8 protein-coding genes are annotated in these 13717 nt (G+C 63.4%); 5 read left to right on the top strand and 3 right to left on the bottom strand.

Translation table 11 applies throughout. The features are described from left to right. Positions 1–32 precede the first annotated feature (32 nt). Complete coding sequence (locus tag AC4LFW_RS18185; protein WP_491820921.1) at positions 33–2984, bottom strand: PAS domain S-box protein; 2952 nt, start codon at positions 2982–2984, stop codon at positions 33–35. 284 nt (positions 2985–3268) lie between these two features. Between AC4LFW_RS18185 and desA the strand changes: the two genes are divergently transcribed. Beyond that, positions 3269–4459, top strand: coding sequence for a delta-9 fatty acid desaturase DesA (gene desA / locus AC4LFW_RS18180; protein WP_491820919.1), 1191 nt, complete (start codon positions 3269–3271; stop codon positions 4457–4459). 141 nt (positions 4460–4600) lie between these two features. Continuing rightward, positions 4601–5599: a GGDEF domain-containing protein gene (locus AC4LFW_RS18175; protein ID WP_491820918.1), complete on the top strand. Its 999-nt coding sequence runs from the start codon at positions 4601–4603 to the stop codon at positions 5597–5599. A gap of 81 nt (positions 5600–5680) precedes the next feature. Here the strand turns inward: AC4LFW_RS18175 and aguA are convergent, their stop codons facing one another. After that, on the bottom strand, positions 5681–6796 hold the full coding sequence (gene aguA, locus AC4LFW_RS18170; protein ID WP_491820916.1) for an agmatine deiminase: 1116 nt from the start codon (positions 6794–6796) through the stop codon (positions 5681–5683). Positions 6797–7243: 447 nt separating this feature from the next. Here aguA and AC4LFW_RS18165 point away from each other — a divergent pair, with 447 nt between their 5' ends. After that, positions 7244–9835 (top strand): HWE histidine kinase domain-containing protein, encoded by a 2592-nt coding sequence (locus tag AC4LFW_RS18165; RefSeq protein ID WP_491820914.1) that lies wholly within the window; start codon positions 7244–7246, stop codon positions 9833–9835. Between the two features lie 86 nt (positions 9836–9921). On the opposite strand, the gene AC4LFW_RS18160 is transcribed toward AC4LFW_RS18165, so the two are convergent. Next, entirely contained in the window at positions 9922–11298 is a 1377-nt protein-coding gene (locus AC4LFW_RS18160; RefSeq protein ID WP_491820912.1) for a glutamine synthetase family protein, read from the bottom strand. A gap of 251 nt (positions 11299–11549) precedes the next feature. On the opposite strand from AC4LFW_RS18160, the gene AC4LFW_RS18155 reads away from it, so the two are divergent. Both AC4LFW_RS18155 and AC4LFW_RS18150 read left to right on the top strand, forming a co-directional pair. Further along, positions 11550–12296 carry a gamma-glutamyl-gamma-aminobutyrate hydrolase family protein gene (locus AC4LFW_RS18155; RefSeq protein WP_491820910.1) on the top strand — a complete coding sequence of 249 codons (747 nt, stop codon included), beginning with the start codon at positions 11550–11552 and terminating at the stop codon, positions 12294–12296. A gap of 45 nt (positions 12297–12341) precedes the next feature. Then, entirely contained in the window at positions 12342–13700 is a 1359-nt protein-coding gene (locus tag AC4LFW_RS18150) for a glutamine synthetase family protein (RefSeq protein ID WP_491820908.1), read from the top strand. Positions 13701–13717: the final 17 nt, after the last annotated feature.

Here is a 13717-nt window from a genome sequence, read left to right as displayed (position 1 = left end):
CTGGCCCGGCACTTTTTCAAGATAGACCTTCATCACCCCTCGCGAGCAGGCAATTCGAACCAGAAGCAGGCGCCCAGCCCCGGTTCGGAGTCGAAACCGATGCCCCCGTGCATGCGCTCGACCAGCTCCTTGCTGATCGCCAGACCAAGGCCGGTGCCGCCCTTGTGGCGGGTATCGGAGGAGTCGGCCTGGGAAAACTTCTGGAAAATCCGCTGGCGAAACGCTTGCGGGATGCCCGGGCCACGGTCGCGGACGCTGACGCGCACCTGATCGCCCCGGCGGCAGCTGCTGAGGATGACGGCCTCGCCGGCCGGCGAGAATTTCGCTGCGTTGGATAGCAGATTGGCCAGTACCTGCTGCAGGCGATGCTCATCGACCCGCACCTGGACGGCCACCTGCTCGCCCAGTTCGAAGCGCACTCGATATTTGTCGGCGTATCCCTGGTTTGCACGAAGCGCGTCTTCGAGCAACGGCAGCAGAGGCTGGACGCGCAGACGGAAGGCCATCTTGCCGGCGATCAGTCTTTCCATGTCCAGCAGATCGTCGATCAGCAGGCCCAGGCGCTGGCTGTTCTGGTGCGCAATATCGAGCATCTGCCCGATCGCCGGCGGCACCTCGCCGGTAGCTCCACCGGTAATCAGTCCCAGCGCCCCGGAAATCGATGTCAGTGGCGTACGCAGCTCATGGCTGACGATGGAGACGAATTCGCTTTTCATCTGTTCGATGCGCTTGCGCTCGGTGATGTCGCGCACCAGGCCGATGAACTTGCGTTCGCCGCGGTGGCTGATTTCCGACACGCGCAGTTCGATGGTGAAGCGTTCGCCGCTTCGGTGTACGGCCTGCAGTTCACGGTTCTGCTCCAGGCTGCGGGCAACGCCGCGCCGGGCATAGGCCTCCAGGTAGTCATCATGTGCAGCGCGGTGGGGTTCGGGCATGAGCATCGACAGGTTGCGCCCGAGCACTTCCTCTTCGCGGTAGCCAAAGGTCCGCTCGGCGGCATGGTTGAAGGTTTCGATCAGGCCCTGCTGGTTGATGATGATGATCGCGTCGGCGACATTGGCGATCAGCAGACGCACATAGCGTTCGCGCTCGACAGCCTCCCGCTCGGCGAGGGTGCGGGCGGTAATGTCCCATATGAATCCGTCGTACCACTGCAACCGGCCGTGCTCGTCGCGTAGCGCACGGCCGATTTCCTGTACCCATAGCGTTTCGCCGTGGGCGTCGATCAGCCGGTAGGTGCGCTCGAACTGATCCGCGCCGTCGCCCTGCAGGCAGGCCTGGTCGTCCGGGTGGATCAGGCTGCAGTACGGGCGTGTGCCGGGTGCAACGAAGTCGCTGGCCGGGTAGCCCGTCAGACGCTCGATGCCGTCGCTGAGGTAGCCGATGGTGCGTTCGGGGTCGTTGCCACGCCGGTAGACGGCGCCCGGCAGGTTGCTGACCATGCTGCGGAATCGGCTTTCGCTTTCACCCAGCGCAATAGCCGTGCTCATCAGTGGCGTGATGTCGGCAATGAACCCGTGCCACAGGATGGAGCCGTCACGCAGCCGCTCGGCGGTTGCGCGTACCTCGACCCAGATCAGGCCCTTGTGCCGGTGATTGATCCGGTAGCGTGTCGAACCGCTGCCCAGGTTCGCTGCCGAGCGATCGATTGCCTCTCGCAGGTTCGGGCGGTCTGGGTCGTACACCGCGGCAAAGGCAATGGTCGCATCGTCGATGAGCTGCTCGGGATTGATCCCATACAGCTCGCGTGATCCTTCGCTGGCGTAGAGAAAGCTGTAGGCGCCGTCCGGCGATCGTTTGAGCTGGTAGACCATCCCGGGCAGCAGGCTGGCGATTTTCTGGCCCCGTTCGAGCAGGCGCTTGCGATGGCGCGCCTGCTGCATCGAACGAACACGATGGATGCGCTGGACTATGCCGCGGCGTTGCAGCAGGTAGGCCAGTATCAGCAACAGCACTTCGGCCGTCAGCCAGGCCAGCCCCCATTTGGCCAGCATCCGCCGCTCAGCCAGGCGCTGCTCATCCAGTGCCAGGGTGATGTCGCGCCAGACCAGCGCAACGGCCATAGGCGCATGCGCAGGACGGTGGTCGGCCCTGGCATCGTGCAGCGGGATCTGGTTGAGCAGAAAGCTGTGCCCGGCCGATTCGAGCAGGCGCAAGGCCTGGCCGGATTCAGGCGGTGGCAGCGATTGCTGCTGCGCCCATTGCAGGATCTGCGGCGCCGAGTGGGTGTGAAGCAGCCAGCCGGGCAGCCCCTGCAGCTCGATGCCCACCGGACGCTCCCAGAGCATCTCCTCGAGCGCATCGCGATTGACCAGCAGGCCCAGCCCGGCATTGAGCTGGCTGCCCAGTTCGTCCAGGTCCGGAAGAATGCCGAATCCGACCTCGAGCGCGCCGATCACTTCGCTTTCGGCGCTGCTGCTGGCGCGGATGGGCACGATGGCCCGGTTGCCTGCACTGTGCTGGCCCACATCCAGCCCGGAGACGCTTTGGCCGTGGTTCAGCGCCTTGTACAGCAGCGGCCGGCTATCAGCGACCGCATCACCATAGGCGTCAGGAGCATGCATGCGCAGCAGTGTGACGCCGGCTTTGCCCAGGTACAGCTGCAGCTGCAGGGCACCATGAGCCTGCATGGTGGTCCAGGTCGGGGTGAGCGAGCTGACCAGTCGCTGGCGGATCAGGCTCAGCCGGGGGCCGTCCCACTGGGCCCCGGCCCGCACGGCGCGGTCTGCCTGGCGGACCAGCCGAAGGGTGTCCGGGCTGGCGCCCAGGGTACTGGCGATCAGCCGTGCCTGCTCTTCCAGCCCCTGCTGGGCGCTGCGCAGGGCCAGGACCTGAAGCTCGCCCTGTTGCTCGGTCTGCAGTCGCCAGACGGCATCGCGTGCCTGACGGTCCTTCAATGCAAGGCCGCCGAACAGCAGGACAAGAAGCAGGCTGCCAATGCCAAGAATCCAGTGGGGGACGGTGGCGCGAGAGTGGGTTTTCATCAGGTTACGGACACCATGCTGCCTTGGCTTACAACGTTGTGCTTTGCAGGCCGGTGGTTCCGGCAGTTCCCACGAGAGGGCAGAGCGGGTAATGGCCCAATGATATAGATCGGGCCGGTGTTGAGGTTGCTTGGGTATCGGCCGTGCAGGGTATTTCTGTCAGACCCTGAAACGAAAAAGAAACCAAGAACGACAGACGGCGGCGTATCAGACCGGCAGAGGTAGATAATGCCATCAGGTCCGCATCTGCGGACCGGGACTCTACACCGCGAGGCAGCGACACTATGTGGTACACCGGTTTCCTAGACCTTTCCGCCTGGCAAGTGGTCCTGGCCACACTGCTTCTGACCCATGTCACCATCGTTGCGGTTACCGTCTATCTCCATCGTTATTCGGCGCATCGTTCGCTCGATCTCAACGGTGGCCTCAAACACTTTTTCCGCTTCTGGCTGTGGCTGACCACGGCGATGAACACCCGTGAGTGGACCGCCATCCATCGCAAGCACCACGCCAAGTGCGAAACGCCCGAAGACCCGCACAGCCCGGTGCAGAAAGGCCTGGGAACGGTGCTGCGGCGCGGCGCCGAGCTGTATATGGAGGAAGCCAGGAACGAAGAAACCCTGCGCATCTACGGCAAGAACTGCCCGGATGACTGGATCGAACGCAACCTGTACTCACGCTTTCCCAACCTTGGCATCGTGCTCATGCTGGGCCTTGACCTGGCGCTGTTCGGCATCATCGGCCTGAGCGTCTGGGCGGTGCAGATGATCTGGATTCCGCTATGGGCTGCCGGGGTGGTGAATGGCCTGGGCCACGCGGTGGGCTACCGCAACTTCGAGTGCCGCGACGCGGCTACCAATCTGATGCCCTGGGGCATCCTCATCGGCGGTGAGGAGTTGCACAACAATCACTACACCTACCCGAACTCGGCCAAGTTGTCGGTGCGCAAGTGGGAGTTCGACATGGGTTGGGCCTGGATCAAGCTGTTCAGCCTGCTGGGGCTGGCCAGGGTGAACCGCACTGCACCCATCGCCCATCGCATTGAGGCCAAGCACCAGCTGGACATGGACAGCGCCATGGCCATTCTCAACAACCGTTTCCAGATCATGGCGCAGTACCGCAAGCAGGTGATCAAGCCATTGGTGCAGCTGGAGCTGCAGCGCGCCGATGCCTCGGTGCGCCATCAGTTTCACCGCGCCAAGGGCCTGCTGTCCCGCGAGCCGAGCCTGCTGCAGCAGGATCAGCAGGCGCGCATAGCAGTGATACTCGAGCAGAGCCAGTCGCTGCGGGTGATCTACGAACAACGCCTGGCGCTGCAGCAGATCTGGACGCGCACCAGCGCCAACGGTCACGAGATGCTGGCGGCAATCAAGCAATGGGTGCAGGACGCCGAGGCCAGCGGTATCCAGTCCCTGCGGGAGTTTGCCGACCAGCTGAAAACCTATTCGCTCAGGCCGGCTGTCGCCCATGCCTGACCTTTGATCGGCGTGGCCGTCTGCCGGAGCGCCGTTCGGAACTTTGCCTATCTGGCACTCTCTGAACAGCATTCTTGTGCCATTGCGGCAGTTACCCTGCGGTCTTCCGCCGGTGCCTGACGCCATTTTCGGAACGCCGGTATGAATCTGTTGAAACAGCGAAGCGAAACGGGAGGCGGCATCCTTCCGCCGACCGAGGCGCAAACCCTCCTGGCCCTGATGCACGCCCGCGCCGAAGTCGAACGACTGAGCGAGCGCGAGCAGCTGTTCAGCACGCTGATGGGTGCCGTCAATGCGGTGCTCTGGGCATTCGACTGGCAGGCGCAGCAGATGATTTATGTCAGCCCCGCCTACGAGCAGATCTTTGGTCGATCGGCAGCCCTGCTGCTGTCGGACTTCGGCGAGTGGCGCAACAGCATCTACCCCGACGATGTGGAATACGCACAGAAAAGCATGCTCGATGTCCTCGACAAGGGCGCTGTCGAGGAGCGCGAGTACCGCATCATCCGTGCGGACGGCCAGCTGCGCTGGCTTAGCGACAAGTGCTTTATCGCGCGCAACGCCGATGGCACCCAGGGCCCTATCATTGTCGGCATCGCCGAGGACATCACTGAAAAGAAGCAGCTGGAAGGTGAATTGCAGCGCCTGGCGACCATCGATGTCCTGACGCAGAGCAGCAACCGCCGGCACTTTTTCGAGTGTGCCCAGCGTGAATTCGAGCTGGCCCGGCAGTACGCCACGCCGTTGGCGTGCCAGTTGCTGGACATCGACGACTTCAAGCGAATCAATGACACCCATGGTCACCAGATGGGCGACCAGGTCCTGCAGCGCGTCGCCCAGTGTGGCTCTTCGGTGCTGCGTCGGGGTGATTTGTTCGGCCGCATCGGCGGCGAGGAATTCGCCTTGCTACTGCCCGGCTGTCAGCCTGACCTGGCTGAACAGATCGCCGAACGGTTGCAGCGCGAGATCCAGCGGCTGGTCTTTACCAGCGCAGACGGCCAGCGCTTCGGCGTGACGGTCAGCCTGGGCCTGACCTACCTGCGCGCCAGCGACCCGGATCTCAGCACCCTGTTCGCGCGTGCGGACGCTGCGATGTACACCGCCAAGCGCCTGGGCAAGAACCAGGTAATCGTTGCCTGACCACCGCCATCCATAACCGCGGGCAGCCGCGGCGCAGCCCTTCGGCCACCGCGGTTTCAGCTTGCCTGGCGTGCGGCAGGCTCAGCCCTTGTGGGTCAGCGTGGGGATTGGCTGCTGCTGGGTGATGCAGTGGATATTGCCGCCGCCCAGCAGGATCTCCCGGCCTGGCACCATCACCACCTGATGCTGCGGGAACAGTCGGCTGAGGATGGCCTCGGCTTCGCTATCCAGGGGGTCGCCGAAGGCAGGGGCGATAATGCCACCATTGACGATGAGGAAATTCACGTAGCTACCGGCCAGGCGAATGGATGGGTCGCGCGGCTGGCTGCCCGCCAGTGGTACGACGCCGGCACATTCCTCCTCGGTGGCATGCAGCGGCCCGGGGATTGGCATCTTGTGGACTGTCAGGGGCCGGTCCCAGGCATCGGTCGCCGTTTCGAGCACCCTCAAGGCGGCCTGGCAGCGTTCGTAGTTGGGGTCGTCGCGGTCGTCGGTCCAGGCCAGCAGGACCTCGCCGGGCCGTACGAAGCAGCAGAAATTGTCGACGTGGCCATCGGTTTCGTCGTTGTAGAGCCCGTGCGGTAACCAGATGACCTTGTCGATGGACAGATAGTCGGCCAGCTGGCGCTCGATGTCCTCGCGTGACAGATGCGGATTGCGGTTGCGATTGAGCAGGCATTCCTCGGTGGTGATGAGGGTGCCTTCGCCGTCGACATGAATGGAGCCGCCTTCCAGCACGAAGCCTTCGGTGCGGTAGCGGTCGCAGCGTTCGATTTCGAGGATCTTCTGGGCCACTTCGTCATCACGCTGCCATTCGCCGTAAAGCCCGCCATCCAGGCCGCCCCAGGCATTGAACGTCCAGTCGACGCCGCGCACGCCGCCCTTGCCATTGATCAGGAAGGTCGGCCCGGTGTCGCGCACCCAGGCGTCATCGGTGCTGATTTCCACCAGACGGATGCGCGGATTGTCCAGCTGCGCCCGCGCCGTCTGGTAGTGCTCGGCAGCGGCGCAGACGGTGACGGGTTCGAAGCGGGCGATGGCGTTGGCCACTGCCGCGAATGCCGCCTGGGCCGGTGTCGCCTGTTCCCGCCAGTTATCCGGGCGCTGCGGCCAGACCATCCAGGTCTGGCTATGCGGCGCCCATTCGGCAGGCATATGGAAGTCGTCGGCACGCGGGGTGGTGGTCAGGGTGGTCATCGTTATTCCTGCAAAGGGACAGCGTTTTTCAGGGCCGGGAAGCGAGCGAAGATTCATCAATGGCGAGCATCTGACCACGGCAAGCGGAATTCAATCGCAATGGGTCCTTGGCCTGCATCGTCACGATTGGCTTCGGCAAAGGCGGTTGAGCGTGGATCAGCCATGCTCCTGTGCGAGCGGCAGCAGTTTAAACCAGAGCGTTCTCAATGCGTTGCGGATGAGGGCGTATTGCCGTCCATTGCCTGCGCCTTACCCCGAGGCGCCCTTGTGTCAGACAGGCCCAGGATGCTGCTACGTCGAGCCTTGCACTGCATTTCTGACGTACGCTGCAATATTCTTTCTGTGCGTATCGGGCGCTGGGCTGGTCGAAGGGTCATGTCAGGCCACAGAATCGGGCCTGATTTCGGAAGCTGCAGGAGAAGCGTTGCGTTGACGACCGAACCTTATATGACCGCTACCGCCGACTGTGCCCAGGAGCCGATTCACCTTCCCGGGACGATCCAACCCCATGGTGTGCTGCTGGGTTGCACCTTGCCGGACTGGACCATCACCCACGTCTCGGCCAACGTTTCGAGTGTTCTCGACGGGACTGACCCTGAAGTCCTCCTAGGGCAGTTGCTTGAGCGTGTACTACCACTCGAAACCGTCCACGCGATCCGCAATCAGCTGCAGACAGCAATGTTGTCCGGTACTGCCGAGCGCCTGGATTGCCTTGCGCTCGACAATGGACCGCGGCGGTACGACCTGACCGTGCATATAGCCAGCGGGCTGGCAGTGATCGAGGCGGCGCCGAGTGTACAGGGGGCGGGCGCCAACGGTGTCGTCCTGTTACGTGGCCTGGTGGGCAGGCTGCGGCGCATGCCGACCGTAACGCGGCTGCTCACGCTTGCCGCCCAGCAGTTCCGCGCCGTGACCGGCTATGACCGGGTCATGATCTATCGTTTTCTGCATGATGACTCGGGCGAGGTGGTAGCCGAGGCGGTGCGGCCGGGCACCGATTCCTATCTGGGCCTGCGCTATCCGGCCAGTGACATCCCTGCACAGGCTCGCGCGCTCTACCGACGTCAGCCGCTGCGGCTGATTCCTGACGTCCATTACGTGCCGGTGCCGGTACTGCCCGGGCGCGGCCCTGACGGGCTGCCGCTCGATCTCAGCCTGGCGGCCCTGCGCAGCGTCTCGCCAGTACATATCCAGTACCTGCGAAACATGAACGTCCGCGCCACGCTGACAGTGAGTCTGATGCGCGGTGATCAGCTCTGGGGCCTGATCGCCTGTCATCACGGCGAGCCGCACTACCTCAGCGGTGCACTGTGCTCGGCGGCAGAACTGTTCGGACAGATGCTGTCCCTGCAGATCGAAGTGCGCGAGCAGCAGCTGGAGCAGCAGCGTCTGTCCGATGCGCAGGACGCGCACGATCGTTTGCTGGCGGCCATGTCGCCCCGGGACACGGTATTCGAGGACCTGAACCGTTACGCCGACATGCTCAACAGCATGATCGCCTGTGACGGCCTTGCGGTCTGGTCGAACGGGCGGCTCAGCGGGCAGGGCGTGCTGCCACCCGAGGAGGCAATCACCGAACTGATCGCCTTCCTGGGCCAGGCGGCGGCTGATCGCATCTTTGCCACCGCATCGCTTGCCGAACATATCGCGCCGGCCTCCCGTTTTGCCGATCGAGCCAGCGGTGTGCTGGCGATCCCCATTTCCCGAGCGGCGCAGGATTACCTGCTGTTCTTTCGACGCGAGGAGATCCAGACCGTGACCTGGGGAGGCAACCCGGACAAGGCGCTGCTGCGCGACCCGGCGACCGGGCAGCTGCATCCCCGTAACAGCTTCGAGGCCTGGCGTGAAACCGTACGGGGCCGCGCCAAACCCTGGACGGCCAGCGAGCGGCGAATCGCCGAAACCCTGCGCGTGGCCTTGCTGGAGGTCGTACTGCGCCGCTCGGAACTCATCGCCAGCGAACGTCAGCAGGCGCAGGAGAGCCAGTCGCTGCTCATCGCCGAGCTCAACCATCGGGTCAAGAATGTGCTGAGTCTGGTGCTCGCCACGACGCGCCAGAGTGCCCAGCAGGCGACTTCTGTCGAAGGGTTTACAACAGAAGTGGAGCGGCGCATCCAGGCGCTCGCCAGCGCCCATGATCAGATCAACGCACCCAGCGGTGCCTCGACCCAGCTACGTGCGCTGCTCGAATCCGAAGCACTGGCGTGGAACGGCGGGGGTGAGCTCGATGAGCGCATCCAGCTGACGGGCGACGCCGTCCTGCTGGACGTGCGCGGCTACCAGACCCTCGCGCTGGTGTTCCACGAAATGATGACCAACGCGGCGAAATACGGGGCCCTGAGCGTACCGGGCGGGCAGCTGGCAGTGAGTTGGCGGCTGGTCGAGGGGTCCGGGCTGGAAGTCGAGTGGAACGAGAGCGGTGGGCCGGAAGTGCAACCGCCGACCCGCCGTGGCTTTGGCAGCATCGTCACCGAGCGCACCATTCCCTTCGAACTGCAGGGCGAAGCCAGGGTCGAGTACCGCCCCGAAGGGCTGTTCGCCTTCTTTCACGTGCCCCCCGAACACGTCTGGGCCGGGCAGGATCAACCGCGCCGCCCCGGGGCAGCCAAGGCGCATTCCCCGAGCTCGATCGCCGGCCTGCGCCTGTTGCTGGTGGAGGACAGCATGATGATTGCCCTCGATGCACAGACCATGCTCGAGGACGCAGGGGTGCAGGTGGAGATTGCCGGCTCGCTTGAAGATGCCCGGCGCGCATTACGGCTCGACCGCTTCGATCTGGTCGTGCTGGATGTGAATCTGGCCGGCGAAACCAGCCTGGGCATCGCCGCTGAACTCGAGGCCGCGCAGCATCCTTTCCTGTTCGCCACCGGCTATGGCGCCCGCACGGCCATTCCCGAGCGATTCGACCGGGTGCCGGTGGTGACCAAGCCCTATAACCTCAGCGCCCTGGCCTTTGCCATCGGCCAGTTGCAGGCCAGCCACCATGCGGGTGGGACAGTGAGACCGGGGACGTCGGGGCCGGAACCTGCTTCTTTCTGAAATTGCGCCCGGCACTGGCGCAGCCTATGGCTGCCGTCCGTGTTCAGCGGGCGCTGCGTCGCCCCGCAGCGGTGCGGGGCGGAGCGTCAGACGGTATGCAGGTACCAGTTGTATTCCAGGTCGGAGATCGAGTGTTCGAACTCTGCCAGCTCGCTTTCCTTGCAGGCTACGAAGATGTCGATGTAGGTCGAGTCGATGTAGCGCGCCATGATTTCGCTGTCGTCCAGCTCGCGCAGGGCATCGCGCAGGTTGGTCGGCAGGCTCTGCTCCACCTGCTCATAGGAGTTGCCTTCGATGGGCTCGTCCGGTGCGATCTTGTTGGTCAATCCGTGATGGATTCCGGCCAGTACGCCAGCCAGTAGCAGATAGGGGTTGGCATCGGCACCCGCTACGCGATGCTCGATGCGTACGGCGTCCGGGCTGTCGGTGGGGACGCGCAGCGCGACGGTGCGGTTATCCAGGCCCCAGCAGGGTGCGTTGGGCACGTAGAACTGAGCGCCGAAACGGCGATAGGAGTTGACGTTGGGGCAGAGGAAGGCCATCGACGCTGCCATGGTCTGCTGAATGCCGCCGATGGCGTGCCGCAGCGTTTCGCTTTCCAGCGGGTTGTCGGTGGCGAAGATGTTGTTGCCGTTCTTGTCCAGCAGCGAAATGTGCACATGCAGCCCGTTGCCTGCCTGGCCCGGGTAGGGCTTGGCCATGAAGGTGCTGTCCATTTCATGGTCGTAGGCGATGTTCTTGATCAGGCGTTTGAGCAGGACGGCATAGTCGCAGGCCTTGATCGGGTCAGCGACGTGATGGAGGTTGACCTCGAATTGCGCCGGGGCGCTTTCCTTGACGATGGCATCGGCGGGAATGCCCTGTTCCTTGGCGCCTTCGAGAATGTCCTGGAGACAATCGACGTATTCATCGAGATCGTCGATCAGGTAAACCTGTGTCGAATGCGGGCGCTTGCCCGAAATCGGTGAGCGCGGCGGCTGCGGACGACCGTTCACGTTCTCCTGGTCGATCAGGTAGAACTCCAGCTCGAACGCGGCGCAGATGGTCAGCCCCAGCTCATCGAACTTGCTCACCACCTGGCGCAGCACTTCCCGGGGATCGGCGAAGAACGGCGAACCGTCGCGCTCGTGCATGGTCATCAGCAGCTGCGCGGTAGGGCGCTTCTGCCAGGGTTCGTTGCTCAGGGTATTGGGAATCGGGAAGCAGGTCCGGTCGGAATCACCGATGTCCATGCCCAGGCCAGTGCTCTCCACGGTGATGCCATTGATGTCGAGGGCGAACAGCGAGGCCGGCAGGTTGATGCCTTTTTCATACACCTTGTGCAGGCTGGCGCGTTCGATGCGCTTGCCACGAACGACACCGTTCATGTCAGCGATCAACAGGTCGACGTACTGGACCTCCGGGTGTTCCTTGAGAAATGCGTTCGCTTCGTTGAGCTGAACGGCACGCGGCGGCGGAAGCATGATGAAGCACCTTAATTGTTAAAAATTTCAATCATCAAACAGCGTGTCTTGGAGTCAATCGAAAAGCCTTGTCGCTGTCAATAGCGCCCCGAAATGCCCCATCGAGGCCCACATTGGGCGGTTTTGGGGCGATCAGCGAAAAATTCGCCCTGCGTTGATGGCGCTTTCGGAAGCGGGATCGCTCGGCTATTGTCTATAAAAATGAACAAGACTACTCTGCGACGAGCCCCATCCGAAAAGACGAGTATCCCATGCCTCGCGTGCCATTGATCGGCGTTTCGGCCTGTACCAGGCAGATCGGCCACCACAGTTTCCATATTGCCGGGGACAAATACCTGCGGGCGGCAGCCATCGCCGGCCTGCCGCTGGTCATCCCCGCGCTCGGCGACCTCATCGACCCTGCCGCCCTGCTAGATAGCGTAGACGGCCTGCTGTTTACCGGCTCGCCATCGAACGTCGAGCCTCATCATTACAGTGGCCCGGCCAGCGCCGAAGGCACGCTTCATGACCCGTCACGTGATCGCCTGACGCTGCCGCTCATTCGTGCAGCAGTCGATGCCGGCATTCCGATCTTCGGGGTTTGCCGTGGCTTCCAGGAGATGAACGTCGCTTTCGGCGGTAGCCTGCACCAGAAGGTGCATGAGGCCGGACCCTATGCCGATCACCGTGAGCGCGCCGAGGATCCGGTGGAAGTGCAGTACGGTCTCAGCCATCCTCTGCATGTCCAACCGGGCGGATTGCTGGAGCGTCTCGGGCTACCGGCGCAGATAGAGGTCAACTCGGTGCATGGGCAGGGCGTCGAGCGACTCGGTGAGGGCTTGCGCATCGAGGCGCTTGCACCCGATGGGCTGATTGAAGCGTTTTCCGTCGAAGATGCGCGAAGCTTCGCGCTCGGCGTGCAGTGGCATCCAGAATGGAAGGTGCATGAGCATCCTTATTACCTGGCGTTGTTCGAAGGCTTTGCCCGCGCTTGCCGGGAACGCGCGGGACGGCGCTGAGCGCGGGCCGGCACGGCGCTCGTTTCATTACTCTCTGAGGTCGATATGTCCAGCAAGCTCGACCAGCTCACCGGCTGGCTGAAAGAACGCAAGATTACCGAGGTCGAATGCCTGATCAGCGACCTGACCGGCATCGCCCGCGGCAAGATTTCACCCACCAACAAATTTCTCGACGAGAAGGGCATGCGCCTGCCGGAAAGCGTACTGCTGCAGACCGTCACTGGCGACTACGTCGAGGATGACATCTATTACGAATTGCTCGACCCGGCGGACATCGACATGTTCTGCCGGCCCGACCCGGACGCCGTATTCCTGGTGCCCTGGGCCATCGAGCCCACCGCCCAGGTGATCCACGACACCTACGACAAGATGGGCAACCCCATCGAGATCTCCCCCCGCAACATTCTCAAGCGCGTGCTGAAGATGTACGCCGACAAGGGTTGGCAGCCCATCGTCGCGCCGGAGATGGAGTTCTACCTGACCAAGCGCTGCGAAGACCCGGATCTGCCGTTCCAGCCGCCGATCGGCCGCTCGGGTCGCCAGGAGACGGGCCGGCAATCGTTCTCCATCGACGCCGCCAACGAGTTCGACCCGCTGTTCGAGGACATGTACGACTGGTGCGAAGCCCAGGGGCTGGATCTGGACACCCTGATCCACGAGGAAGGCACCGCGCAGATGGAAATCAACTTCCGTCATGGCGAGGCGCTGCACCTGGCCGACCAGATCCTGGTGTTCAAGCGCACCATGCGCGAGGCGGCGCTCAAGCACAACGTGGCGGCCACCTTCATGGCCAAGCCCATGACCGGCGAGCCGGGCAGTGCCATGCACCTGCACCAGAGCGTCGTGGACCTGGAAACCGGGCGCAACATCTTTTCCAACAGCGACGGCACCATGAGCCAGCTGTTCCTCCACCACGTCGGCGGCCTGCAGAAGTACATCCCGGAGCTGTTGCCGCTGTTCGCGCCGAACGTCAACTCGTTCCGCCGCTTCCTGCCCGATACCTCGGCGCCGGTCAACGTCGAATGGGGCGAAGAGAACCGTACCGTCGGCCTGCGAGTGCCGGATTCCGATCCGCAGAATCGTCGCGTCGAGAACCGCCTGCCAGGCGCCGATGCCAATCCTTATCTGGCCATCGCCGCCAGTCTGCTGTGCGGCTACATCGGCATGGTCGAAGAGCTGACACCGAGCCAGCCGGTCAAGGGCCGCGGCTATGAGCGCCGCAATCTGCGCCTGCCACTGACGCTTGAGGCAGCCCTGGAGCGGATGGAGAACTGCCGAACGCTGGAGAAGTACCTGAGCCCCAAGTTCGTCACCGGCTACGTAGCGGTCAAGCGCGCCGAGCAGGAAAACTACCACCGGGTCATCAGCTCCTGGGAGCGGGAGTTTCTGATGCTCTCGGTGTAAAGCGGTCGTAGGGTGGA

The sequence above is a fragment of the Stutzerimonas sp. C6.4V genome (genome assembly GCF_058536345.1).
The sequence above is the reverse complement of the archived record's forward strand: the minus strand, read 5'-3'. Positions and strand labels throughout refer to the sequence as shown.